General features: G+C 67.2%; 23 protein-coding genes. 11 read left to right on the forward strand and 12 right to left on the reverse strand.

Features of this window, described 5'->3' with window-relative positions:
- From NWF24_RS06420 to NWF24_RS06440, 5 genes are all read left to right on the forward strand, one after another.
- Nucleotides 1-399 carry a hypothetical protein gene (locus tag NWF24_RS06420; RefSeq protein WP_258353463.1) on the forward strand — a complete coding sequence of 133 codons (399 nt, stop codon included), beginning with the start codon at nucleotides 1-3 and terminating at the stop codon, nucleotides 397-399.
- Between the two features lie 174 nt (nucleotides 400-573).
- Nucleotides 574-2,250, forward strand: a complete 1,677-nt coding sequence (locus NWF24_RS06425; RefSeq protein ID WP_258353464.1) for a tannase/feruloyl esterase family alpha/beta hydrolase — start codon at nucleotides 574-576, stop codon at nucleotides 2,248-2,250.
- Between the two features lie 193 nt (nucleotides 2,251-2,443).
- Nucleotides 2,444-2,734: an HU family DNA-binding protein gene (locus NWF24_RS06430; protein ID WP_093058078.1), complete on the forward strand. Its 291-nt coding sequence runs from the start codon at nucleotides 2,444-2,446 to the stop codon at nucleotides 2,732-2,734.
- 121 nt (nucleotides 2,735-2,855) lie between these two features.
- Nucleotides 2,856-3,383, forward strand: coding sequence for a C40 family peptidase (locus NWF24_RS06435; RefSeq protein WP_093178088.1), 528 nt, complete (start codon nucleotides 2,856-2,858; stop codon nucleotides 3,381-3,383).
- Between the two features lie 14 nt (nucleotides 3,384-3,397).
- Nucleotides 3,398-3,925 (forward strand): YcxB family protein, encoded by a 528-nt coding sequence (locus NWF24_RS06440; protein WP_258353465.1) that lies wholly within the window; start codon nucleotides 3,398-3,400, stop codon nucleotides 3,923-3,925.
- 31 nt (nucleotides 3,926-3,956) lie between these two features.
- Here the strand turns inward: NWF24_RS06440 and NWF24_RS06445 are convergent, their stop codons facing one another.
- From NWF24_RS06445 to NWF24_RS06465, 5 genes are all read right to left on the reverse strand, one after another.
- Nucleotides 3,957-4,589, reverse strand: a complete 633-nt coding sequence (locus NWF24_RS06445; protein WP_258355251.1) for a DUF2894 domain-containing protein — start codon at nucleotides 4,587-4,589, stop codon at nucleotides 3,957-3,959.
- Nucleotides 4,590-4,617: 28 nt separating this feature from the next.
- Complete coding sequence (locus tag NWF24_RS06450) at nucleotides 4,618-5,268, reverse strand: OmpA family protein (protein WP_093058182.1); 651 nt, start codon at nucleotides 5,266-5,268, stop codon at nucleotides 4,618-4,620.
- A complete protein-coding gene (locus NWF24_RS06455; protein WP_258353466.1) occupies nucleotides 5,268-7,625 on the reverse strand; it encodes a DUF802 domain-containing protein in 2,358 nt (785 codons plus the stop codon). Before NWF24_RS06455 ends, NWF24_RS06450 begins: the two co-directional genes overlap by 1 nt.
- Nucleotides 7,622-8,356 (reverse strand): DUF3348 domain-containing protein, encoded by a 735-nt coding sequence (locus tag NWF24_RS06460; protein ID WP_258353467.1) that lies wholly within the window; start codon nucleotides 8,354-8,356, stop codon nucleotides 7,622-7,624. The genes NWF24_RS06455 and NWF24_RS06460 overlap by 4 nt, the downstream gene beginning before the upstream one ends.
- Before the next feature lie 124 nt (nucleotides 8,357-8,480).
- Nucleotides 8,481-9,731 (reverse strand): FAD-dependent oxidoreductase, encoded by a 1,251-nt coding sequence (locus tag NWF24_RS06465; RefSeq protein WP_258353468.1) that lies wholly within the window; start codon nucleotides 9,729-9,731, stop codon nucleotides 8,481-8,483.
- 237 nt (nucleotides 9,732-9,968) lie between these two features.
- Here NWF24_RS06465 and NWF24_RS06470 point away from each other — a divergent pair, with 237 nt between their 5' ends.
- The 5 genes from NWF24_RS06470 (at nucleotide 9,969) to NWF24_RS06490 (ending at nucleotide 14,238) form a co-directional block, all read left to right on the forward strand.
- A complete protein-coding gene (locus NWF24_RS06470) occupies nucleotides 9,969-12,038 on the forward strand; it encodes a carbon starvation CstA family protein (RefSeq protein WP_258353469.1) in 2,070 nt (689 codons plus the stop codon).
- A gap of 4 nt (nucleotides 12,039-12,042) precedes the next feature.
- A complete protein-coding gene (locus tag NWF24_RS06475) occupies nucleotides 12,043-12,249 on the forward strand; it encodes a YbdD/YjiX family protein (protein WP_093058085.1) in 207 nt (68 codons plus the stop codon).
- A gap of 112 nt (nucleotides 12,250-12,361) precedes the next feature.
- Nucleotides 12,362-12,784: a sel1 repeat family protein gene (locus tag NWF24_RS06480; protein ID WP_258353470.1), complete on the forward strand. Its 423-nt coding sequence runs from the start codon at nucleotides 12,362-12,364 to the stop codon at nucleotides 12,782-12,784.
- 76 nt (nucleotides 12,785-12,860) lie between these two features.
- Nucleotides 12,861-13,553 (forward strand): hypothetical protein, encoded by a 693-nt coding sequence (locus NWF24_RS06485; protein ID WP_258353471.1) that lies wholly within the window; start codon nucleotides 12,861-12,863, stop codon nucleotides 13,551-13,553.
- Between the two features lie 22 nt (nucleotides 13,554-13,575).
- Complete coding sequence (locus tag NWF24_RS06490) at nucleotides 13,576-14,238, forward strand: phosphoribosyltransferase (protein WP_258353472.1); 663 nt, start codon at nucleotides 13,576-13,578, stop codon at nucleotides 14,236-14,238.
- A 15-nt stretch (nucleotides 14,239-14,253) separates the two neighbouring features.
- On the opposite strand, the gene metC is transcribed toward NWF24_RS06490, so the two are convergent.
- The 4 genes from metC to NWF24_RS06510 form a co-directional block, all read right to left on the reverse strand.
- Entirely contained in the window at nucleotides 14,254-15,468 is a 1,215-nt protein-coding gene (gene metC / locus NWF24_RS06495; protein WP_258353473.1) for a cystathionine beta-lyase, read from the reverse strand.
- 34 nt (nucleotides 15,469-15,502) lie between these two features.
- The gene (locus NWF24_RS06500; RefSeq protein ID WP_258353474.1) at nucleotides 15,503-16,513 is read right to left on the reverse strand and encodes a Bug family tripartite tricarboxylate transporter substrate binding protein; all 1,011 of its coding nucleotides are present in this window, start codon (nucleotides 16,511-16,513) and stop codon (nucleotides 15,503-15,505) included.
- A 55-nt stretch (nucleotides 16,514-16,568) separates the two neighbouring features.
- Nucleotides 16,569-18,149, reverse strand: coding sequence for a rhodanese-like domain-containing protein (locus NWF24_RS06505; RefSeq protein WP_258353475.1), 1,581 nt, complete (start codon nucleotides 18,147-18,149; stop codon nucleotides 16,569-16,571).
- Nucleotides 18,150-18,234: 85 nt separating this feature from the next.
- Nucleotides 18,235-18,825, reverse strand: coding sequence for a cysteine dioxygenase family protein (locus tag NWF24_RS06510; RefSeq protein ID WP_093178069.1), 591 nt, complete (start codon nucleotides 18,823-18,825; stop codon nucleotides 18,235-18,237).
- A gap of 106 nt (nucleotides 18,826-18,931) precedes the next feature.
- Between NWF24_RS06510 and NWF24_RS06515 the strand changes: the two genes are divergently transcribed.
- The gene (locus NWF24_RS06515) at nucleotides 18,932-19,810 is read left to right on the forward strand and encodes a LysR substrate-binding domain-containing protein (RefSeq protein ID WP_093058093.1); all 879 of its coding nucleotides are present in this window, start codon (nucleotides 18,932-18,934) and stop codon (nucleotides 19,808-19,810) included.
- Nucleotides 19,811-19,825: 15 nt separating this feature from the next.
- On the opposite strand, the gene NWF24_RS06520 is transcribed toward NWF24_RS06515, so the two are convergent.
- Genes NWF24_RS06520 through NWF24_RS06530 form a run of 3 tightly spaced genes read right to left on the reverse strand, consistent with a single transcriptional unit; the run spans nucleotide 19,826 to nucleotide 23,455 of the window.
- Complete coding sequence (locus tag NWF24_RS06520; protein WP_258353476.1) at nucleotides 19,826-21,400, reverse strand: GGDEF domain-containing protein; 1,575 nt, start codon at nucleotides 21,398-21,400, stop codon at nucleotides 19,826-19,828.
- Nucleotides 21,375-22,637 (reverse strand): lysophospholipid transporter LplT, encoded by a 1,263-nt coding sequence (gene lplT / locus NWF24_RS06525; protein WP_258353477.1) that lies wholly within the window; start codon nucleotides 22,635-22,637, stop codon nucleotides 21,375-21,377. The genes NWF24_RS06520 and lplT overlap by 26 nt, the downstream gene beginning before the upstream one ends.
- Nucleotides 22,634-23,455 carry a GNAT family N-acetyltransferase gene (locus tag NWF24_RS06530; RefSeq protein ID WP_258353478.1) on the reverse strand — a complete coding sequence of 274 codons (822 nt, stop codon included), beginning with the start codon at nucleotides 23,453-23,455 and terminating at the stop codon, nucleotides 22,634-22,636. Before NWF24_RS06530 ends, lplT begins: the two co-directional genes overlap by 4 nt.
- Nucleotides 23,456-23,459 lie beyond the last annotated feature (4 nt).

The following is a 23,459-nucleotide window of genomic DNA, read 5'->3' on the forward strand; positions in this document are numbered from 1 at the left end:
ATGAACACGATGCGCCTCGAAGGACAGAACTTTGCCGAACTCAAAGCGCCCACGGATGCGCAAATTCGGCGGAGAGTGCTCGCACTCCAGAGCACAGGAAAGCACTCATACGCTTCGCTGACGAGCGAAGACGGAAGCTACGTTCAAGTTGCGGGTGGCCGGGCAACCTGCATGGTGGAGAGGTTCGACCCTGCAACCGGGAAGCGAGAGAGGGCGTTTCACGACAAGCCAAGCCCGGTTTTTCCGGACGGAACCCTGCTTGTGTTTGGTGCCGGTGAGCTGGCACTCAAGTCCGATGAGTGGTTTGTGGCAGATGCGGTCGTGGAGATATTCCTGTGCTTCAAGGAGGCACGCCAATATCCGGACACCGTGTCTTGGCGTGCTGCGCCGGGCTTCTGACGTGCCGCACTGAAGCCGAACACTGCAGGCTGTCGTTGTCCGCGCTTGGGGCAGACCCGCATCGATGCGATACACGCATGCGCGCAAACCCGTGGCGACGCGCCATGGTCTTCTCAATACCATGCGGCTTGGGCGCATTGCCGCCCGTCCGACAACAACTCAGACAGGCGACAAATGGCAACTCCAGATTCCCGCAGGCGCATCGCATCGATCAGCCTGGCCGCATTGGCCACCGCAGCCGCACTCGCCGGATGCGCCTCTGTCAGCGAGCCCGCAATCACGCCCGCCCAGACGGCCCAGGCGCAAGCCGCATGCACGGCGCTGCAAGACATGAAGATCGCGGCCTCCGCCATCGGCAAGCCGAGTTCGGGCGCGGTCGTTCAATCTGCGAGCTTCGTCCCCGCCAATGCCGCGGACAACCCCAATGGCGAGTACTGCGCGGTCAAGGGCGTCGTGCTGCCCGTGAGTGCATCGGCGCCCAGCCTCGAGTTCCAGGTCAACCTTCCCACCGCATGGAACCGCCGTGCGCTGCAGATGGGCGGTGGCGGCTATGACGGCACGCTCGTCACCGGCCTGGGCTCCTACACCGCGCAGCCCAACGGCACACCCAATGCGCTGCGCCAGGGCTATGTCACGCTGGGCAGCGACGGCGGGCACAAGGGCACGGGCAACTTCGACGGCAACTTCGCGCTGAACGACGAGGCGCTTCTCAACTACGGCCAGCAGTCGGTGAAGAAAACGCACGACGTGGCGCTGGAGATCATCCGGCAGCGCTATGGTGCGGCGCCACGGCGTTTCTATTTCATCGGTGGATCGCAGGGCGGGCACGAGGCGCTCGATGCCACGGCGCGCTATGCCGCCGACTACGACGGGGCCATTGCCAACTACCCGGCATACAACATCACGATGCTGCAACTGGCGTCGCTGCATGTCGGCAAGGCGCTGTATGCCAATGGCGGCGCGGGCTGGATGAGCCCGGCCAAGAAGACGCTGCTCGTCAACGCGGTGTATGCCGCCTGCGACGGGCTCGATGGCGCCAAGGACGGGATCATCGGCAATGTCGCGGCCTGCAACGTGGTCTTCAACATCGACAAGGTGAAGGCCTCGCTGCGTTGCGTTGGTGGCGCTGACAACGGCGACTTCTGCCTGTCTGATGCGCAGATCGCGGCCGTGCGGCAGATCGCATCGCCCTACGACGCGGGGTTTGCGGTTGCGGGGCAGCAGGTGTTTCCGCGCTGGCCGGTGCTTGAAGGTGCGGTGTTCTCGGTGTCGTCGTTTGGCGCATCGCGCGTGCCATCGAACCCGCCGGCCGCCACCGATGCGTTGCTGTTCTCCATTGGCGCGGCGCACGCCAAGTACTTTGCCACGCGCAACCCGTCGCTCGATGCGCTGCGCTACGAGCCGGCGCGCTACAGGGCACGGCTGCAGCAGCTGGGCAACATCACCGACGTGACGACGGTGAGCCTCGAAGCCTTCCGCGCCAGGGGCGGCAAGCTGATCCTCACGCATGGCACGGCAGACGATTTCATCAGCCCCTACAACACCGAGGACTACTACCGTCGCCAGGTCGCCGCCTTCGGCCAGGCGGGTGTCGATTCATTCATTCGCTTCTACAGCGTGCCGGGCTTCGGCCACGGCATGGGGCCGTACCGGCTCGGCTATGACGGGCTCGCGGTGCTCGACAACTGGGTCGAGAAGGGGCAGGCGCCTGAAACGATTCCCTCGGTCGACAACAACCAGAACGCCAACCGCTCGCGGCCGATGTGTCGCTGGCCGGCATGGCCGATGTTCACGGGGGCGGCGGGTGCTTCGATGAACGACGCGGCTAGCTTCAGCTGCAGGGCGTCCTGACATCGTTGGTACTTTCCATCGGGTTTTGTGCTCGAGTTTCGTGCACCATCGTGCATCGATCACGATGTTTCACTTTTGAAACGCATGCGTGTCTCGATCCCCCGGTGGGGCGTTTAAAGTTCGAGCCCGGTGCGTTTTCGCGTCACGGACTTTTCCCCCAACCGTTTTACTGATTGAAGAAAGAACCCCCGTTTTGAACAAGACCGACCTCATCGCCGCTATCGCCACGGACACGAACCTCAGCAAGGCTGACGCTGCCCGCGCGCTCGACTCCGCCATCGACAACCTGTCGCGCGCCCTCGCCAGCGGCGACACGGTACAACTGATCGGCTTCGGCACTTTTGCCGTGGCAAGCCGCCCCGAGCGCACGGGCCGCAACCCGTCGACCGGCGAGCCGATGACCATCAAGGCCAGCAAGGCGCCCAAGTTCACCGCCGGCAAGGCGCTGAAAGACGCTGTCAACACGCCTGCAGCAGGCCAGTAAGCGCTTTTTCTTCCCTCCGTTGCGTCGGCGCAGCAGCGCGGGCCTCGGAGGGCCTCATCTTCAGGAAGCCGTCGCATTCCGCGCTAGAGTTCGTGCACGTTCACGAGCCCAGCCATCCGACATGTACGACGCGCCTGTGCCATCAACGCAACAATCCCGCACACTGCAGCAGTGGCTGCTTCGGCTCCTTTTCACAGGAGCCTGTCTTCTGGTTCTGGGCTGTGCAAGCCCATCGGGTCCGCGGCAAGGGCCGGGGCCTGCCGTCAGCAGCACGCTGACGGACGAACAATCGAACAGCGTCGCAATCCATGCACTCGGTCTTGTCGGCACGCCGTACCGCTATGGCGGCAACACGCCTGATGGCGGCTTCGATTGCAGCGGGCTCATCGGCTATGTGTATCTCAACAGCGTAGGCGAGTCGCCGCCGCGCACCGTGGCTCGGATGAGCGGCTTCGGCAGCCCGGTGTCGATGTCCGAGCTTCGCACGGGCGATCTCGTGCTCTTCGGCCCGTCCACGCCGTCGCATGCGGGCATCTATGTGGGCGGAGGGCGCTTCGTGCATGCGCCATCGACTGGCGGTGTGGTGCGGCTCGATCGGCTGGACGGCGTGTATTGGTCGCGCCAGACGGTGCAGGCGCGGCGGCCTTGAGTCCGGCAAGCAGCATGTCGGCAGCATCGTTCACCCTCACTCCGACAGACTTCGCGCGCCTTCAGAAGGTCGTCGGTCGTCGCGTTGGCCGAAAGCCGGGTTTGTCGTCCACCCTGTTCATGTTGCGCGCGGCGGTATGGGTGGGCGTCGGATTGCTGGTCGCGGCGTACGTGCGCGTGCTGGACGACTACACCGAACTGCCGCATCTCCGGTTCATGGCGTACCTTGTGATGATCGTCTTCCTGCTGCTGGTGTCGCTGCCCCATGTTTCCCAGGCGATCTGGCGCAAGCACATGTTCGCCCCCAATGGCACGTTTCTCTCGCCCCAGACCGTCAGCATCACAGGCAGCGCGCTGACGATCCAGTCCGCAACGATGCGGTCAGAACTTCTGTGGGCGGGCTTCATGGCCCGCGAGGAAGACGACGTGAACCACTATCTCTTTACCGATGAGATGCAGGCGGTCGTGCTTCCTCGTTCTGCCATTGCATCGTTTGCCGACGAGTTCGAGCGCCTGACTTCGCATCTGAAGAACAAGCCCTGACGCACGGGCCTCGCTTCGGTTGATTCGGGCCTCAGCTGGCCTTGCTGCGCACGCTCTTCTTGGTCGAGCCTTCTGCGCGCGGGCTTGGCGCATTCGCTGCTGCTGCGGTGCCGTTCAACTGATCGACCCATGACAGCGCATCGACATACGACATGAACCGGTTAAGGTATTCCGGAGACAGGTCGCGCATCAGCGTGAGCGAGCGGTGCACGAGGTGATGCGAGTTGAGGGGGCCGGCGTTCTCGGGCACCTTTGCCAGTGACTGCGTCAATCGCCGGTCGGCGCTGAGCTTGGACCAGGTGCTCTTGAAGTAGCGGATCGACTTCAGCTCGGTGGAGGGCGACGAGGCAGAAGAGGTGGCGGGCGTCGCCCTGCCTGCCGCGGTCGGGCTGGCATCCATGACCGGCGCGTGCTGGGCGATGTGGTCGATGAGTTCGGCGAGCGCGCCACGTTCAGGTGTTGCTGCTTGCGGCTTCGCAACGTCCGCAGGCGCTGCTTTCTCAAGATCCTCGCCATACGCGGCCAGCAGTGCGACCACCTTGTCGTCGAGCATGCGCCGCGCTTCGCCGCCGTGCGCAGTCGCGCGCCTGGCCATCGCCTCGATGACACGAAAGCGCACAGGGTCGAAGCGCTGATCGCCACGCGCGATCGCTGCGGCGACCATCGCGCCGGTGTCGCGGCAAGTCTCTTGATCAGTCACGGGGCTTCGTGTTGGCGTTGGAAGGGCGCGGCGTGGGCGCCATCTCCACACGCCGGTTCTTCGAGCGCCCGTCGGCATCGGCGTTCGACGCCACCGCCTGCTCGGAGCCGAATGCGGCCGCAAAGATCGACGACGACGGAATGCCGGCCTCGATCAACGCACGGGTCACTGTCAGGGCCCGCTGGGCCGACAACTCCCAGTTGTCCGCAAACTGACGCGCGTTGTCGCGCATCTGCCGGTCGTCGGTGAAGCCGCTCACCATCAGGATCTCGTCGCGCGACTTGAGGTACGCGGTCAGCGGTGCGGCCAGGCTCTTCAGCAGTTGGCGGCCTTCGGGCTGCAGCTCTGCTGAGTTGAAGGCAAACAGCACGCTGCCGTTGATGCCGATGCGCCCGTTGGCCAGCGTCACGCGGCCGGCCGCGAGCGGCCCTGCCAGGGCCTGTTCGAGCGTCTGCAGGCGTTTGGCCTCGGCCTGCCGTTGCTTGACTTCGGTTTCCAGCTTCGACGCAAGCTCCAGCTGCATGCCGAGGGCGCACACGAGGATCAGCACAAAGGCCCCGAGCAGGCCGGCCATCAGGTCGCCGAACACCGCCCACACCGGCACGCCCGGCTCGTCGAAGCTGGCGTCGAGCTCTTCGCGCATCATGCTTCGCTGTCCACCGGCGCCTGCTGCTGCCTGCTGGCGATCTGCTGCATGTCTTCGACGATCTGCTTCTGCGACATGATGCTCAGGTCGATCACTTCACGGGCCTGCGCCACGTAGTAGGCCAGTTGCTCATCGCTGCGCGCAATGGACTTGCCCAGTGCGCCTTCGATGCGCTGCAGGTGGCCCACGAGCTTGTCGTTCGACTGGCTGAACATCTGCACTGCGAGGCCGAAGGCTTCACCCAGGCTGGCCACTTCGACGGCGCTGCCAGTGATCTGCGCGGCAACGGCGGCCATCTTCTCGGACTCGGCATCGGCCTTTTCAGTGAAGCGGCTGCCAACGCGCTCCAGCAGGTCCGCCGATGCGGACACCAGCGTGTCGATGGCTGTGCGCTGTTCGGTGGATGCGTGGTTCACTGCATCGAGCAGGGTGGCCAGCGTTTCGAGGATGCGGCTGCGTTCTTCCAGCATTGCGTTGTCGCGCGTCATGCTGTCGGCGAGCTTCTGGCGCAGCTCGGTCACTACTTCGGCTGCGGCGCGGGGCGCTTCTGCAGCGGCTTGCAAGAGCTGCGCGATTTCGGCGACGGTGTTCTTCGCATGCGCCTCGGTCTGTGCCGTCATGTCGCGTGCGGTCTGCGCCACTGTGTCGAAGAGCTGCTGCTGCTGGCTTGCGTTGTGTGCGTTGACCTGCTGCCATTCCTGCTGCAGCGAGGCAGCCATGGCCGTGAGCGATTGCGTCCAGGCCGAGAGGCGTTGCTCGTCGCGCGATGCCATCTGGGACATCACTTCGGCCGCGGCCTGCGGTGCTTCAGCAGCGGCTTGCAGCAACTGGGCGATCTCCGCGACGGTGTTCTTCGCATGCGCTTCGGTCTGCGCGGACATCTCGCGCGCGGTCTGCGCCATGGTGTCGAGCAACTGTTGTTGCTCACTCGCGTTGTGCGCGCCAGCTTGTTGCCATTGCTCTTGCAGCGATGCGGCCATGGCGGTCAGCGATTGCGTCCAGGCCGAGAGGCGTTGCTCGTCGCGCGATGCCATTTCGGTTTGCAGCTTCGTGTGCGCCTGGTCCACGGTGCCCAGCAGCGATGCGGAGTGCTGCTCGAAGGTGGCCGCGGCTGCCGACAGGGCCTGGTGCGAATCGCCCGAGAGTTTCTCGCTGACGCGCTGGTGCTGCGCGAGCGCGCTGCCCCAGGTGTCCGACACAGTGCTCACGGTGCTTTCGAGGCGGGCGGAAACGCTGTCTACCAGCGCGGCCGAGCGCTGCTCGAAGGTCTGCGCGAAATGGTCGTGCGAGCCGCGCAGGTCTTGCGACAGCGCTTCGGTCGTGCGCTGGTGTTCGGCGAGCGCGGTCTTCCAGGTATCGGCCACGCGAGTGGTCGTGGCCTCGAAGCGGCTGGAGAGGCCATCGAGCTGCTGTTGCACGGTTTGCGAAATGGTGCCGTGCAGCGTGGCCGTTTCGCGCGCGATGCCTGCCATGGTGGCTTCGACGACCGGCTGTATCGCAGCGCTGGCAAGGCGTGCGCTCTCGGTCAGGCTCTGCTTCAGCGACTGGTCGACGGAAGTGGCGAGGCTGCCGTACACGGCTTCGGCCTTGCTGTGGAAGTGGTCCTGGCTGCTGACGAGGCGTTCGTTCAGCGCCTGGGTCTGCCGCTCCATCGCGTGCATCATGGCCTGCAGCTGGCCGACCAGCTCGGGCATGGCGTGGGCCTGTTGCTGCAGCAGCTTGAACGATTCTTCACGCTGGTGGCTGAGCGAGAAGACGCGCAGCACGGTCGCGATCTTCGTGTCGAGCATCTGACCGGCCTGCAGCCGCTCACGCCGGCTCAGTGCCGAGGCAAGGCCCAGCATCGCCGACGCGGCCACGCCTGCCACCGAAGTGCCGAAGGCCAGGCCCAGGCCCTTCACCGGGGCGGAGAGCGAGTCGCGAATGGTCTGCAGGTCGGTCGAGCTCTCCAACGCCAGGCCGGTGCCCTTGAGCGTGACCACCATGCCCACGAAGGTGCCCAGCATGCCCAGCAGCACCAGGAAGCCGGCAAGGTACGGCGTCATTGCCGGGCCGGGCAGGCCGACGCGCTCGCCTTCGATGCGCAGGCGCACGGCGTTCTGCAGCGAAGGGTGCAGCTGGCCGAGCCACGCGCCAAGGCTCTCGGGCGGGGCAGAGAGGTCTGCCACGGCGTGCGTCAGCGTGGCCGTGGCCTGCTGGAAGCGGTGCAGTTCCAGCGCGCCCATGATGTAGAACGCGCCGACGATCACGGTGACGGCCAGCGCCAGCGGGTTCGTGCCGATGTATCCGGCGCCCACCCAGCCAACGACGGCCAGGCCTGCGACAAAGACAGCGTATTGAATGAATCGGGTCATGTAGTTCTGGTGGCCTGGGTGCGAAGGGCTTCGAGCAGCCCTTCGACCGGTTGAAATCGAAAGTCCAGTTCGGCGAGCAGCACGTCCTGGGCGTCCTTGCGGAACACGGCCAGCCACGCTTCGTCGGGCTGGGCACTGTTGTCTTTATCTGTCTCTGTTTCGCCGTCCGGCACGTCCTGCACGTCTGACACTTGGCTGGCCTTGCGCAGGCGCTCGAAATGCTTTTCGAGGATGCCCGGCACGGCCGACAGCAGGCTGTGCTCGCGCGCCTCCAGCACCTGCGCCATGACCACGTCCACGGACGCGAGCCGGGCCATGGACGGCGACTTTGCCGCCAGCGCCGAGCGCAGCCGGCTGCGCAGCGAGCCGACGCCTGCTTCCATCGCCTGTTGCCGGGCAAGGTAGCGTCGGCGGTAGGGGGTGAACTCTGGCGTCGCGTCCTTGCTGGTGCCGAAGGTGGTGTCTTCGACGATGGCGTTTGCCAGCGCGGTTCGCACGCGATGGCATTCGCTTTCTTCGGTGTTGCGGGGAGCGCGGGTGCTGGCCTGTGTTGTTGCCGGTGCGCCGTCGAGCGCTGCGGACAGCGAGATGGCATCGGTCCAGCCGAACCACTGGCTCAATCGGTCAGCGGTGGGTTGCGCGGGTTCGCGAGCGTCGATGTCGGTCAGTCGTGAAAGCAAGCGAATGAGCGCCGAGCCGTTGAAACCTGTGCGCCTTGAAACTTGCCCCATAACCTCCTGAACGCGCTTGAACGCACCTCTTCGAAAAACCTCGCAGTCTACAACAGGGCCCTCTCTCGAAGGCCTCCCTGGCGGCCTCGCCAGACCTCGGCTGTGTAACGAAATGCCAGCTTTTTCATTTTGTGCGCGGCGAAGTTACGTGCTCGGGCCGCACGCCCATTCCCACGGCCCGCGCCGGCAGCCTGCGCAGCAGCCGCCAGCGTGCGAGCAGCCGCAGCGGCCAGGGCACGTGCCCAACCGTGGCCGTCAGCTCGCCGTGGAGCACTGGCATCAGCACTCGGTCTTGTATGAAGCGCTGCACGGCCTGCGTCACGCGCACGGGCCATTCCCTGCGGCGCTGCAGCTGGGGCAGCAGGGTGTCGATCTCCTTCTCGGTCGCTGTGCCGGCCAGCGCTGGGGCCAGCAGGTTCGCGGCGGCCACGGCGTCTTGCACGGCGAGGTTGATGCCGACGCCGCCCACCGGCGACATCGCGTGCGCGGCGTCGCCGATGCACAGCAGCCCGCGGCACGACCAGGCCTCGAGGCGGTCGACCGTCACTTCGAGCAGCTTCACCGCGTCCCAATCGGGCAGCGCCTCAGGCAGCCGCGCGGCGAGAAAGGGCGCGATCTTCCCGATCGCTTCATGGAACGCCCCGATGCCCCGGGCCTGCAGCGCCTCGTGCCCGCCCTTGGGTATCACGAAGGCGCATTGCCAATAATCGCCCCGGTTCAGCGTCACCAGAAAACGCCCGCCCGCGATGTGGCCCGCGGTGGCTGATGGGTCGCCGGCCTGCCGGGGAATGGCCATCCACAGCACGTCGATTGGCGCGCCATAGCTGATGTGCGGCAGCGCGGCGGCATCGCGCAGCGCGGAGTGCCGGCCATCGGCCGCCACCACCAGCGAGGCGTGCAGCTCGACGTCTTGCGGCTGGCCCGCGCGGCGGCCGCGCCGCACCTTCACGCCGTTGACGCGGCCCTTGTCCTGCAGCAAGCCGATGGCCTCGGCATCGGTCCACAACTCGAAGCCCGGGTAGCGCAGGGCCTCGTCGCACATGAAGTCCAGAAACTCCCACTGTGGCATCAGCACGAGAAACCTGCTGTGCGCTGGCAGGTGAGTGAAGTCGGCCACGGGAATGCTGCGGCCTTCGATGGTGGCGCGCAGTTCCTCGATGCGGTCGTGCGGGCGCTGCAAAAAGGCTTCGAGCAGGCCCAGCTCGTGCAATATCTCCAGCGTGGACGGGTGCACCGTGTCGCCGCGAAAGTCGCGCAAAAAGTCGAGATGCTTTTCCAGCACGACGACGGGCACGCCGGCCCGGGCCAGCAGAAGGCCCAGCACCATGCCGGCAGGACCGCCACCTGCGATGCAGCAGCGTGGTTGTGTGTCCATGGCTTCTATCTTTTCGCTCCCTGATCCGCTTCGTTCGCTTCTTGAAGACCGGGCTCTATGTTCGTGCCTGGTCCGTTTCATGCGTGTAGGCCCGCAGGCATTGCACAGCGGCCCGGCGCCAGCCGTATCCGGGTTTTCCATTACGCAAAGCCACGCGCCCGCCCTGCGCAGTCCGACGGATGCGCCCGCGCCGCAGCCCGGCAAAACTCCTCGGGTCAATAACGAGGAGACATCCGCATGCACAGCATCCGACGCCATCTGGTGTGGCTGGTTGTGGCCGTGGTCGGCGCTTTCGCGCTAGGCACCGTGGCCCTGACCCGAGGCGAAAGCGTCAACGCCCTCTGGGTGGTGGCCGCCGCGATCTGCACCTACCTGATCGCCTACCGCTACTACAGCCTCTTCATCGCCGACAAGGTGCTGGGCCTGGACGGCAACCGCAAGACGCCGGCGCACCGCCACAACGACGGCCTCGACTACGTGCCGACCGACAAGAACGTGCTGTTCGGCCACCACTTCGCGGCCATCGCGGGTGCGGGCCCCTTGGTGGGCCCGGTGCTCGCCGCGCAGATGGGCTACCTGCCCGGCCTGCTGTGGATCCTGGCCGGCGTGGTGTTCGCCGGTGCGGTGCAGGACTTCATCATTCTCTTCATCTCCACGCGGCGCGACGGCCGCTCGCTGGGCGACCTCGTCAAGCAGGAGATGGGCGTGGTGCCCGGCATGATCGCGCTGTTCGGCACCTTCATGATCATGATCATCATCCTCGCGGTGCTGGCGCTGATCGTGGTGAAGGCACTGGCCGAATCGCCGTGGGGCACCTTCACGGTGGCCGCGACGATTCCGGTGGCGCTGTTCATGGGCGTGTACCTGCGCTACATCCGCCCGGGGCGCATTGGCGAGGTGTCGCTGATCGGCTTCGTGCTGCTGATGCTCGCCATCTTCGGCGGCCAGGCTGTGAGCCAGAACCCCGAATGGGCGCCGCTCTTCACCTTCGACGGCAAGGCGCTCACATGGATGCTGGTGGGCTACGGCTTCATCGCAGCGAGCCTGCCGGTGTGGCTGCTGCTCGCGCCGCGCGACTATCTCTCTACCTTTCTGAAGATCGGCACCATCATCGCGCTGGCCATCGGCATCGTGTTCGTGATGCCCACGCTGCAGATGCCTTCCATCACGCAGTTCGCGCAGGGCAACGGCCCGGTGTGGTCGGGCAGCCTGTTCCCGTTTCTCTTCATCACCATCGCTTGCGGCGCGGTGTCGGGCTTTCATGCGCTGATCTCTTCGGGCACCACGCCCAAGATGCTCGACAACGAACGCCACGCGCGCTTCATCGGCTACGGCGGCATGCTGGCTGAATCGTTCGTTGCGGTGATGGCACTGGTTGCTGCCTCGTGCATCGAGCCGGGCATTTACTTTGCGATGAACAGCCCCGGCGCGCTGGTCGGCACGACCGCGCAGCAGGTGGCGGCCACGGTGTCGAGCTGGGGCTTCGTGATCACGCCCGAGATGCTGGTGCAGACCGCCAAGGACGTCGGCGAAACCACAATCCTCGGCCGTGCAGGCGGTGCACCGACGCTGGCCGTGGGCATGGCCCACATCCTCCACCAGGTGATCGGCGGGCAGGCCATGATGGCCTTCTGGTACCACTTCGCGATCTTGTTCGAGGCGTTGTTCATTCTTACGGCTGTGGATGCCGGAACCCGCGCGGGCCGCTTCATGCTGCAAGACCTGCTGGGCAGCTTCGTGCCCGCACTCAAGCGCACCGATTCGCTGCCGGCCAACCTCGTTGCCACGGCGCTGTGCGTTTCGGCCTGGGGCTACTTCCTGTACCAGGGCGTGGTCGATCCGCTGGGTGGCATCAACACGCTGTGGCCGTTGTTCGGCATCTCCAACCAGATGCTGGCCGCCGTGGCGCTGATGCTGGGCGTGGTCGTGCTGTTCCGCATGAAGCGCGAGCGCTATGCGTGGGTGGCCATTGCACCGGCCGCATGGCTGCTGGCCTGCACGCTCACGGCTGGCTGGCAGAAGATCTTCTCGGCCGACCCGAAGATCGGCTTTCTCTCGCACGCCGCGAAGTACACCGACGGCATCGCCAACGGCGTGCTGGTGGCGCCGGCCAAGACGCCCGAGGCCATGTCGCGCATCGTGTTCAACGACCGTCTCGACGCGGCGCTGTGCGCGCTCTTCATCTTCGTGGTGCTGAGCGTGCTGGTGTACAGCATCAAGGCCTGCCTTGCGGCGCGCGCGGCCAACCGGCCGACCACCAAAGAAACGCCGTTCGAGCCCGTGGGCGCCGCAACGGCTGCCCACTGACACCATGGGCCTCGCATTGCCGGAAGCCGGGCGCTACTTTGCGCGCTCGCTCAAGCAGTCGCTGCGGCTCATGGTCGGGCTGCCCGACTACGACGCCTACCTGACGCACATGGCGGCCACCCACCCGGACCGGCCGCCGATGAGCTACGAGGCCTTCTTCCGCGAGCGGCTGGAGGCGCGCTACGGGGCAGGCAAGGGGCGCTGCTGCTGAGCGTGAAGCCCCCAGGCTCAGGCCATGCCTGAGCCCGCCTGCGCGAATTCCAGCTTCTTTCTTCGGCGCCGCGGCGCGACGATGCCTCCAACGTCACTCGTGGAGAACATCGATGCCATCCGAACTCAACCAGATCACCGGCTTGTCGCTGCGCTGGCGCGTCTTGCTGTCAGGCGTGCTGTTGCTCGTGGCGGCGATCAGTGCGGCGCATCCGTCATCGAATGCGGGCGTCGAGCTGCAGGCAGAGCAGCGCTTCCAACTGGCCCTTGAGGCACAGGCCGCACGCGACTACCGCTCGATGCTCGAAGAGCTGCGGCAGGCCGCCACCGAAGGCCACGCCGAGGCGCAAGAGATGCTCGGCATGGTGCTGATGACCGGCCCCGCGCTTTACGGCACGGCCGTGAAGGCCGACCGCTGCGAGGCGGGCATGTGGATGCGCCGCGCGGCGGTGCAGGGCAGCGAAACGGCGAAGGTGCAGCTGACCTTTCTGAACCGGCTGCGCGCCTCGCCTGCGGGGAAGAACGCCTGCGGTTGAATGTGTCGTCCCTGGTCGCACAATGGCGCATGGCGACGAGGGCATGCTGTCGCCCTCGACACAAGGACCGTCCTTCATGCGCAATGTGCTCGATTTCAGTTCCTGGCAAGGCCTGCTCACGACCCTGATGGGCCTGGTGCTGGTGTCTGTCGTGGCGGTCGGCATACGCCTGCTCGTGATGCATAGCGTGCAGCAGCGGCGCGAACGCCAGAACCGGCAGATCAACGAGCGGTTGAAGACGCTCATTGCCGCCTACAAGGTGCTGGGCGGTTCGTTCACCGGCGACCTTGCCGTCGACCCCAGCCATCTGCGTGAGCTTCGGCAGCGGGCTGGGGCTGCGGTGCCGGAGGATGCGGCTGCTCATGCAGATGTGTCCGCATCGGACCGCCGTCGCCGTATTCGCGATGCAGTGGAAGCCGCGCTCTCCGACGTGATCCTTCTGGGCACCGAGACGCACGTGCGCCTCGCGGCCAAGGCGGCCAGCGACATGGTTGCAGGCCGCACTGTCGAGACTGCGGAGCTGGTCGTGGCGCTGCGCACCTTCATCCGCGACGTGCTGGACCTCGACCCCGTTCCTGCGGAACTGGGCATTCCCAGGCAGGGTCCCGTGCGGGCGAAAGGCACGCCTGCGCGTGGTGATCGTGGCGAAGGAGTCGGTGGTGGACGTGGTGGCGGTGCGCAAGGTGGCGGCGGTGGTGGCGGCGCGGGGATGCGGTCGGAGACCGTTCTTGAAAGCAACGACGCCCACGCGCCGGGCAGCCGCGAATGAAGCGCGGACGAAGAGGGATGCGATGTTCAAGGATCGCTCCGACGCTGGCCGGCAACTGGCATCATTGCTGAGCCAGTACCGCGATGCACAGCGCTGCATCGTGCTCGCACTGCCGCGGGGCGGCGTGCCAGTAGGCGCCGAAGTGGCACGCGCGCTGCACTTGCCGCTCGATGTGCTGGTCGTGCGCAAGCTCGGCCTGCCCGGCCACGAGGAATACGCCGCCGGCGCCATCGCGATCGGCGGCATTCGCGTGACGGGCGAGGAGGCGCCCGGCATGGCGCGCACGTTGAAACGGGAGCAGCGCGAATTGCAGCGGCGCGAGCGCGAATACCGGGGTGATCGCACGCCGCTCGACCTGCGCGACATGACGGCCCTGCTGGTCGACGACGGGTTGGCAACCGGCTTTTCGATGCGCGCAGCGGTGATCGCCGCACGGGCACTCGGCGCAGCCTCGGTCATCGTTGCCGTGCCCTTGGGCAGCGCGTTCGCGTGCCATGCGCTGCGGGCACCGGCCGACCCGTCAGCGCTGACCGGCATCGGCAGCGTGAGCCCCGCCGAAACCCATGCCGACGAGGTGATATGCCTGCACACGCCCGAGCCCTTCTTCGCCGTCGGCGCCTGGTACGAATCGTTCGAGGCGCCCAGCGACGAGGAGGTGCGGCAGACGCTGGCGCAATGGCGCTGATCTTCGGTCGAGTGCTTACGCCCTCTGAGCCAGTGCATTCATCGCATCGAACCCACGCGCCAGATCCGCCGTCAGATCCGCCGGCGCCTCCAGCCCGACGTGCAACCGCACCACCGCCCCGCGCTTGCTCCAATCCGTCACGCTGCGCGCCGCGCGCATGTTGGTCCACGCCACCAGGCTTTCATAACCACCCCACGATGACCCACGCCCGAACAGCGTGAGCGCATCGACAAAACGTTCGACCGCGGCGCTCTCGATACCGGGCTGCAGCTCGATGGAAAGCAGCCCGTTCGTACCGCTGCAATCACGCTTCCAGATATCGTGCCCCGGATGCTGCGGCAGTGCAGGGCAGAACACGGTCGCCACTTCAGGCCGCTTCTGAAGCCAATGCGCCACGTCCAACGCATGCCGCTCGTGCATCTGCAGCCGTGCCGACAACGTGCGCATGCCGCGCAGCACCAGCCATGCGTCGTCGGGGCTCACGGTCATGCCGAATGCATCGCAGCGCTCGTTCAGCGGGCGCCATGCGGCTTCGGTCGTGGCGACGGTGCCCATCATCACGTCCGAGTGGCCCGAGATGTACTTGGTGGCGGCCATCGTCGAGATGTCGGCACCCAGCGCCAGCGGCCGGTATTGGCAGCCTGAGCCCCAGGTGTTGTCCGCCGCGAGCAGCGCGCCGCGCGCGTGCGTCAGCTCCGCGAGCTTCGGCAGGTCGCACATTTCGTAGACCAGCGAGCCGGGGCACTCCGCATACACCAGCCGCGTGTTGGGCTCGAACAGTTCCTCGATGCCGCTGCCGTCCGCTGCGAAGAACGAACTGCGAATGCCGTACGGCTCCAGGAACGAATGCACGAGGTTGCGCGTGGGCTCGTACACGCTGTCCGACATCAGCACATGGTCGCCCGGCTTCAGGTACGACAGCAGCAGCATGCCGATGGCCGCGAGGCCGGTCGGAAAGAGCCGCGTGCGGTAGGCACCTTCGAGTTCGCTCACCGCGTCTTCCAGCGCAAAGGTGGTCGGCGTGCCGCGTGCGCCGTAGCTGAAGATGCGTTCGTCGTCGCGCCGCGCGCGTGCGTCGCGCATTGCGCCCACGCTGTCGAACAGCACGGTGCTCGCGCGAACCAGGGGCGTGTTGACGGGCGCGCCGCCGGCATAGGAAGGTGCCTTGCCAGTGCGCGTGAGCCGGGTGTCGAGGGAGAGTCCGGGGGAGTCTTTGTGCGAGTTGGACATGGTGTTCAAGCGTTGGCCAAGCCTCGATGGTGCGTCAATCTGCCTTCGCACCGGAAAGTTTGACGATGCGCGACCAGCGGTCGATGTCCTGGCGCAACTGCGCGGCGAAGGCTTCGGGCGAATTGGCCACCACTTCACTGCCACCGTCGTTCACGAGCTTGGTCACCTCGGGCATGCGCAGCGTGCGCACGATGGCTTCGTTCAGATAGGCCACGCGCTCGGGCGGTGTGCCGGCCGGCGCGAAGAAGCCGTACCAGTCTTCGAAGCGCGCACCGGCGTAGCCCAGCTCCTCGAGCGTCGGTGCATTCTTGAAGACGCCGATGCGGCGCGGGCTGGTCACGGCCAGCACGCGCAGCTTGCCGTTCTGCACCAGGCCCGCGACCGAGGATGTCGAGGTCACGAGCACGTCGACCTGTCCGCCGAGCAGGTCTGTGAGTGCGGGGCCGGCACCCTTGTAGGGAACGTGCGTCATGGCGATGCCATCGTCCTTCGACAGCACCACGCCAACAAGGTGCGACAGCGTGCCGTTGCCGGGCGTTGCATACGTCACCTTGCCGGGGCTGGCCTTGGCCTTGGTGGCGAGGTCGGCGAAAGTCTTGAGCGGCGAGTTGGCATCCACCACCAACGCGAGCGGCGCGGCGTTGATCTGCGTGATGGGAATGAAGTTCTTGATCGGGTCGAAGCCGGGCGCCGCATACAGCGTGGGGTTCACGGCCATGATCGACACCTGCGAGGTGAGCACGGTGTAGCCGTCGGGCTTGGCGTCGGCTACGGCCTTGGCGCCGATGTTGCCGCCCGCGCCGCCGCGGTTGTCGACCACTGCCGCCTGTCCCATGATTTCCGGCAGGCGCGTGGTCACGAGGCGTGCGGTTGCATCATTGCCGCCGCCGGGCGGGAAGGGCGAGATGAACTTCACCGTCTGCGCCGGATAGCCGTTGCGCGGCGCGAGCGGTTCGGCTGTGGCTGGCTGCAAGACGAGCGCCGCGAGCCATGCGGCGGCGACGGCAAAACGGGCAAGGTGCGGGATGCGGCTGGCGAACGACATGACGGAACTCCTGGAATAGGAACGGACAAGGACGAACAGAAAGCGGAAGCCGGGCTCAGGCGTGCGATGCGGCGGTGGGAAGGCGAAAGGCGGCCCGCTCCTGCGCGTCGAGCTGCGCGACGAGGCCGGTCTCCCATGCGAGGTAGCGGCGTGCGGCCTCCTTGTTGCCGTCGTGCCGGTCGTGCACGAAGAACAGGTAGTCGATGCAGTCGCTGTCGGCGGGCAGCGCGGGCGTGGCCTCGACGGGCAGTCCTGCGGCGCGCCATGCGGCCATGCCACCGGCCAGCAGCAGCGGCGCGGGCGAGTGGCCTGCGAGCTCGGAGGCGGCAGCCCATGCCGCAAGCGCGGCATCGTCGGCGACCAGCACGAGCTGGCGGGTCTCGCTCTTCACGTCGCCTGCGAGGCGAGGGCGAATCGACCAGCGCGCCTGCGGGATATGGCCGGCGCGAAACTGCATGCTGCCGCGCAGGTCGATCACCGCCACCTCGTTGCGCTCGATGCGCGCAGCGAGGGCCTGCGCATCGATGGTGGCCAGTGCGGGTGCACCCGGCGCTGCAGCAGGCGCGAGCGAGAGGCCACTCGCCAGCCCGCCCTCGAGCACGCTCGCGTCATGCCCCATCTGCCGCAGCCAGCTCGCGATGGTCGGTGCGCGCACGCCGTCGTTGTCGAACAGCACGAGCCGGGCACCGCGCACGCCGAAGTACTGGTCGCCTGCCTGCATCAGTTGGCCGCCGGGCGTGTGCTGCGCGCCGGGCAGGCTGCCGGCCGCGAATTCTTCCGGCGTGCGTACGTCGCACAGGAACAGGCTGCGGCTCGTGTCGGCGGCCCATTGCTGCACGGTCTGCGCATTCACCGCCGGCACGTCGAAGCGGGCGGCCAGCGCTTTCGCGGCGGGGCGCAGGTCGGTGTTGCCGCTGTCGTCCGCATAGCGCCGCGTGCCGCCATGCTCCAGCGTGTGGTCGCCCAGGTACCAGCCCTGCGTGCCGTTCTCCAGCGCATAGACGGGGTTGGGCAGCCCGAGGTTGATGAGCGTCTGCGCGCCGATGATGCTGCGCGTGCGGCCCGCGCAGTTGATGACGATGGGCGTGGTGGTGTCGGGCACCAGCTGGCGCACGCGGTAGGCCAGCTCGCCGTTGGGGCAGCAGGTGGCGCTGGGAATGTTCATCTTGTGGAACTCGCTGACGGGGCGGCCGTCGAGCACCACGACCTTGTCCTTGCGCGCCAGCATCTCGGCGAGCTGGTCGGCGCTGACGCGGGGCGTGTGATAGACCTCTTCGGCCAGTTCGCCGAAAGTCTTCGAAGGCAGGTTGACGCCCGCGAACAGCACGTAGCCCGCGGCCTTCCATGCGCGGGCGCCGCCTTGCAGCACGTGCACGTCGGTGTAGCCCAGCACGGCCAGCCGCGCGGCGGCGCGTTCGGCCACGTCGGCATCGCCTTCGTCGTACACCACCACCCGCACGCCGCGGCGCGGCACGAGGCGCGGCGCATCGATTTCCAGCCGGCTGAAGGGCAGGGGAATGCCGTAGAACAGATGCGCCTCGCCGTACTGGCCGTGCTCGCGCACGTCGAGCAGCGCGATTTCGCCGCTGTCGTGCAGCCAGGATTTGAGGGTCTTCGGGTCGATGAAGGAGGTCATGAGAGCAAGTCGTTGGGACGAACGAAGTCCTGCGAGGCCGCAGCGCGCGGCCCGCATAAGGAAAAGGAAAACCGGAAAGAGAGGCTTAGCGGCGCGTCTGCACGCCGATACCCATGGTCTGGTACGTGCCTGCTGCCAGGTCGTAGGCGGTGCGCTGGTTCAGTGTTTCGAGTGCGCGGCCGTACATGTGAAGGTGGCGAATGACCTGCTCGCCCTGGATCTCGACCGAATGGATGTCTTCAGGCATCAGCGCAATGCCCTTGCCCGGCGCGACGACGACCAGTTCCGTCTGCTTCAGCTTGCCCACGCCCGGCACGCTGCCGTCGTCGGTGCGCTCGTACACGCGGTTGTGCTCGGTGCCTTCCACGGCCGCGATGCAGGCCCAGGTCGTGTGGTTGTGCGGCACGATCTTCTTGCCCGGGCGCATCACGTTCAGGTACAGCGCGTAGCTCTGGTCGGGGTCTTCGGCGATCAGGTAGCGGGCCTGGTGCTCGCCGGCTTCGGGCGGCGGGAAGTCGGCGGCGCCCCAGTATTCGGTGTGCGCGGCCAGGTCTTGCAGCGAATCGAGCACCACGTCGAGTTTTTCGCGGGTGGCTTCAGCGCCGCCGATGGCTTTCTTCATGTCGGCGATGGACGCCTCGACGGCCTGGCGGCGTTGCTCGGAAGGGGTGCTCATGCAGTTTCTCCAGTGGGGTTGCCTGTTTGGTGTGCATTCACTGTAGTGACGGGGGCGTGACGCAACAATCCAAGCGGAGCAGGAAACACATCAATAAAATTAATGTATGCCCACGCTCGATCTCGAACTGCTGCGCTCTTTTGCGGCCGTCGTCAGCCTCAACAGCTTTGCGGCGGCGGCCGTGCACCTGGGCCGCACGCAGTCGGCCATCACGCAGCAGATGCAGCGGCTGGAGGAGCAGATCGGCCATCCGCTGTTCGCCAAGCAGGGGCGGCAGAAGCGGCTCACGGAGCACGGCGAGCGGCTGCTCACCTACGCGCACCACATGCTCGCGCTGAACGACGAGGCGCTGCGCAGCCTGCGGCAGGGGCAGCTCGAAGGCAACCTGCGCATCGGCGCGCCGCACGACGTGGCCGAGACCATGCTGCCGCTGCTGCTGACCGAGGTGGCGCGCACCTCGCCGCTGCTGCAGCTCGACATCCACATCGGCCGCAGTCCCTACCTCATGACATCGCTGAAGAGCGGCGAGGTCGACATGATCATCTCCAACCGCGCCGACGAGCAGTCGCAGTTCGAAGGCGTGGTGCTGCGCACTTCGCCCACCGTGTGGCTGTGCGCCGCGAGCTACGTGCACGACCCGACGAAGCCGGTGCCGCTCATCATGGCGGACGGCCCCAGCATCTTCCGCCGCATCGGCCACGAGGCGCTCGACGCGGCGGGCGTGGCCTGGACGCCGCGCTACACCTCGTCGAGCCTGATCGGCATCAAGGCTGCCTTGCGCGCTGGGCTGGGCGTGACGGCGCGCGGCGTGGAGCAGCTCGACGCGGGCCTGCGCGTGCTGGGCGCGGGCGACGGCATGCCGCGGCTGCCCGACCTGGCGTACTACCTCTACGTGCGCAGCCATGTGGTGAACCCGGTCACGCGGCAGGTGTTCGAGACACTGAAGAAGCACCTGCGGCTGCCGCGTACCGACATGCCGGCGTAGGGCTCCTGCTGTCGCCTACATCATTGCGTAGCTGCCGCGCCCGCCCTGCTTGGCCCGGTACATGGCCTTGTCGGCCGTGGCGAGCAGGTCTTGCGGCGTTTCGCTGCCGTTGCCCAGGGCGATGCCTATCGACACGCCGATGACCATGCTTGAACGCTCCAGCTGCAGCGGTTGGGCGATCGCGTCGATGCATCGCTGTGCCAGCGTCAATGCGGCCTGTTTCACGGGCTCTTCGAAGTCGGTGGCCAGCAGCACGAACTCGTCGCCGCCGATGCGCGCCACCGTGTCTGTGTGCCGCACCAGGGCCCGCAGCCGGTGTGCGATTTCCCCGAGGGCCTTGTCGCCCGCTTCGTGGCCGAATGTGTCGTTGAGGTCCTTGAACCCGTCGAGGTCGAGGTAGAGCACGGCTACCTGCTGCGCGCGCTGCCTGGCATGGATCAGCGCCTGTTGCAGCCGCTCGTCCAGCAATTTGCGGTTGGGCAAACCTGTCAGCGTGTCGTGGTGGGCCAGGCGCGCTAGCGCCTCCTGGTTGTCGAGCAGCTTGGCCAGCAGCCGGTTGAAGGCCTGTGTCAGGTGCCCGATTTCGTCGTTGCGCACCACCTGCAGCGGTGCCAGCGCGAGTTCGCCGCGGGTCATGCGGTCGGCCTGGTCGGCGGCGCGCAGGAGCGGGCGCAGCAGCCACGCCATGATCAGGCCGATCACGACGAGCACCGCCGTCACGGCGGGCGCGCGTTGCTGCAGGATGAAGGTCTGCATGCGCGACACCGGGGCCAGCGCTTCTGAAACGGGCAGCCGCGCCACCACGAACCAGCCGCTGTTCGGCACCGATGCAATGGCGGAGATTTCCTCGATGCCCCTGGCGTTGCGTGTCGTCCCGCTGCCGCGGAAACCCGCCATGGCCCGGTCGTGCAGCGGGTTCACACCGTCGGGCGGGGTCGGCGTGAGGGACATCGAGACGTCCGTCGAGGCGACGAAGATGCGGTCGCGCGGCGAGATCACCAGGATGCCGCCGGCCTGGCCCACGCGCCCCTCTTGCAGATGGTCGAGCAGGCCATCGGCCGAGAGGTCTGCCGTGCCGAGCAGCACGGCGACCACCTGGCCGGCACCGTTGCGCACGGGCACGGCCATGGGCAGGGCCGAGTGCTGCGAAGCCGTGGCATGCGGGCGGCCCACTGCGCGCTTCCCGGCGGATGCTGTTGTGAATTCCGGACCACCTGGTTCAAGCTGTGCGGCGCTGTCGAGTCGTTTGCCGGTGGCATCGGTGACCACCAGGCCGAGGGGGAAGAGGGCGCTGAGCGCGCTGCGTTCCGCCAGCCATGCATGCAGCTGCTCGGGTTGCGCCAGGAGTTCCGGCGGCAGGGCGCCAGCCAGGCGCTCCAGGAACGACAGCCGTTCGTCCAGGTAATTGTCGACATCGCGGGCCACGTAGGCGGCCAGCGCCATCTGCTGCGTCGCCACCGATTTCGTCAGGTCTTCCCGCAGGAAGCGGGTGAGCTGGATATAGCTGGCGGCGGTGCCCACGACAGCCATCGCCAGACCCATCACGAGGAGACGAACGACCAGGCTATTGGCGGATTTTCGGAGATTCACTCTGGCTGCGGGTCGAGAGGCGGTTAGGTGCGGGACTGTATCCGAAGCGCTCCTGCGGCCGCTGACGGCGCGACCAGAGGAGGGCCGCACCCATGGCCAGCACCAGGAAGCCGCCGAAGCCCGCCAGCGTCGGCAGCAGCGGCGCATCGAGATACAGCAGCGCGCCGTACACCCCCAGCATCGCCAGCGAGGCCAGGCTCTCGTTGAAGTTCTGCACCGCGATCGACTGGCCCGGGTGCATGTACAGCAGCCCTCGGCTTTGCAGCAGCGCGTTCATCGGCACCAGCAGCAGGCCCGCGAGCGCGCCGATCACCACCAGCAGCGCGGCGGCCACGGCGGGCTGCGTCACCAGCGTCATGAGCAATATCACGGCGCCCAGTGCAATGCCGATCGGCAGCGCGCGCAACGCACGCCCGAGCGGGAACCAGCGCGAGGCGCCGACGGCACCCGCTGCCATGCCGATGGCCACCGCGATCTGCAGCAGCGCGCCCTGCGACAGCGTGAGCCCCAGCCGCTCGGCCGCCCAGCGCAGCACCAGAAACTGCAGCGTGGCCGACGCCGCCCAGAACAGGCTGGTAACGGCCAGCGAGATGCGTGCATCGGCATCGCGCCACAGCAGCGCCAGCGAGCGCCCGAAATCGCGCAACAGCCGGCCCGGATGCGCCAGCGCCGCGCGGTCGCGCGCCGGGCTGTGCGGAATCGCGAGCGTGCAGGCGGCAGCCAGCAGGTACACCGCGCCGATGGCGGGCAGGGCAAGGCCCTTGCTCACCAGCGTGCTGCCCAGCGCCACGCCGAACAAGATCGACAACACCGTGCCTGCCTCGATCCAGCCGTTGGCGGCGACCAGTTCTTCTCGCGGAATCAGCTCGGGCAGGATGCCGTACTTGGCTGGCGAGTAGGCCGCGGCGCCAAGGCCGACCAGCGCGTAGGCCACCAGCGGCTGCACCTGCCACAGCAGCAGGGCGCAGCCGCCCAGCTTGATGAGGTTGGTGGCCATCAGCACGCGGCCCTTCGGCGCCGCGTCGGCCACGGCGCCCGCGAAGGCGGCGAGCAGCACGTAGGAAAGATAGAAGAACAGCCGCAGCGCGGGCGTCATCCAGCCGGGCGCGTGGCGCTGCATAAGCAGGTCGATGGCGACGATCAGCAGCGCGTTGTCGGCCAGCGAGCTGAAGAACTGCGCGGCAACCACCGAACGCAGCGCGCGCTTCGACCGCGCGCGTGGGGCCGCCGCGCTCACGCGGTCATGCCGAAGAAGTGCTGGCGGTAGCGCGGCGACACGTCGTCCACGCGCAGCATCAGCGGCAGGTCGGCGGTGTTGAACGCCACGTCGAGTGCGGGCGGGCCGAGCAGGCGAGCGCCGCAGCGCAGGTAACCCTTGATGAGCGGCGGCGCTGCGGGAGGCGCCGCGTCGCTGTCGGCATCGGCGTCTGCGCCGGTGTCCAGCGGCAGCGCGACGCGCGGCTCCACGCGCCAGCGCTGCTCGACCAGGTGCGTGCGGCACAGCCGGTGCCACAGCCGCGCGGCCGTCGCGCCCTGGTCGTCGAGCCCGATGCTGGCGCAGCCAATCATGGTGTCGAGCGCGTGGTCGACCATGTACTGCCCCAGCGCAGCCCACAGCGCCATGATGACGCTGCCAGAGCGCCATTCCGCATCCACGCACGAGCGGCCCAGCTCCAGCGCGCGGCCGCGCAGCGGCGCGAGCGGCGACAGGTCGAACTCGGTGTCGGTGTAGAAACCGCCCGCGCGTAGCGCCGCTTCGGGCGTCAGCACGCGGTAGGTGCCGATGAGTGGGCCGGGGCCGTGCAGCGGATCGACGGCGCGCACCAGCAGGTGGTCGCAGAAGGCGTCGAAGCGGTCGACGTCGAGCCCGGGCGGCGTGCCTTCGGGCGGCGTCAGGTGCGCGCCCATCTCCTGCGCGAATACGCGGTAACGCAGGCGCTGGGCGTCGCGCACGTCTTCTTCGCAATCGGCCCAGCGGGTTTCCAGCACGGGCGCAGTGGCCGCGAGTGGCGTGGGCGAACAGTGGGGCAGGGCGTGCGTGGCGGTGATGTCCATGTGT

Source organism: Variovorax paradoxus (assembly GCF_024734665.1).
GTDB lineage: Bacteria > Pseudomonadota > Gammaproteobacteria > Burkholderiales > Burkholderiaceae_C > Variovorax.

Coding starts and splice junctions, on each gene's coding strand:
- NWF24_RS06420 (WP_258353463.1), top strand. CDS start 1: ATGAACACGATGCGCCTCGAAGGACAGAACTTTGCCGAACTCAAAGCG.
- NWF24_RS06425 (WP_258353464.1), top strand. CDS start 574: ATGGCAACTCCAGATTCCCGCAGGCGCATCGCATCGATCAGCCTGGCC.
- NWF24_RS06435 (WP_093178088.1), top strand. CDS start 2,856: ATGTACGACGCGCCTGTGCCATCAACGCAACAATCCCGCACACTGCAG.
- NWF24_RS06440 (WP_258353465.1), top strand. CDS start 3,398: ATGTCGGCAGCATCGTTCACCCTCACTCCGACAGACTTCGCGCGCCTT.
- NWF24_RS06445 (WP_258355251.1), bottom strand. CDS start 4,589: ATGGTCGCCGCAGCGATCGCGCGTGGCGATCAGCGCTTCGACCCTGTG.
- NWF24_RS06450 (WP_093058182.1), bottom strand. CDS start 5,268: ATGCGCGAAGAGCTCGACGCCAGCTTCGACGAGCCGGGCGTGCCGGTG.
- NWF24_RS06455 (WP_258353466.1), bottom strand. CDS start 7,625: ATGACCCGATTCATTCAATACGCTGTCTTTGTCGCAGGCCTGGCCGTC.
- NWF24_RS06460 (WP_258353467.1), bottom strand. CDS start 8,356: ATGGGGCAAGTTTCAAGGCGCACAGGTTTCAACGGCTCGGCGCTCATT.
- NWF24_RS06465 (WP_258353468.1), bottom strand. CDS start 9,731: ATGGACACACAACCACGCTGCTGCATCGCAGGTGGCGGTCCTGCCGGC.
- NWF24_RS06470 (WP_258353469.1), top strand. CDS start 9,969: ATGCACAGCATCCGACGCCATCTGGTGTGGCTGGTTGTGGCCGTGGTC.
- NWF24_RS06475 (WP_093058085.1), top strand. CDS start 12,043: ATGGGCCTCGCATTGCCGGAAGCCGGGCGCTACTTTGCGCGCTCGCTC.
- NWF24_RS06480 (WP_258353470.1), top strand. CDS start 12,362: ATGCCATCCGAACTCAACCAGATCACCGGCTTGTCGCTGCGCTGGCGC.
- NWF24_RS06485 (WP_258353471.1), top strand. CDS start 12,861: ATGCGCAATGTGCTCGATTTCAGTTCCTGGCAAGGCCTGCTCACGACC.
- NWF24_RS06490 (WP_258353472.1), top strand. CDS start 13,576: ATGTTCAAGGATCGCTCCGACGCTGGCCGGCAACTGGCATCATTGCTG.
- metC (WP_258353473.1), bottom strand. CDS start 15,468: ATGTCCAACTCGCACAAAGACTCCCCCGGACTCTCCCTCGACACCCGG.
- NWF24_RS06500 (WP_258353474.1), bottom strand. CDS start 16,513: ATGTCGTTCGCCAGCCGCATCCCGCACCTTGCCCGTTTTGCCGTCGCC.
- NWF24_RS06505 (WP_258353475.1), bottom strand. CDS start 18,149: ATGACCTCCTTCATCGACCCGAAGACCCTCAAATCCTGGCTGCACGAC.
- NWF24_RS06510 (WP_093178069.1), bottom strand. CDS start 18,825: ATGAGCACCCCTTCCGAGCAACGCCGCCAGGCCGTCGAGGCGTCCATC.
- NWF24_RS06515 (WP_093058093.1), top strand. CDS start 18,932: ATGCCCACGCTCGATCTCGAACTGCTGCGCTCTTTTGCGGCCGTCGTC.
- NWF24_RS06530 (WP_258353478.1), bottom strand. CDS start 23,455: ATGGACATCACCGCCACGCACGCCCTGCCCCACTGTTCGCCCACGCCA.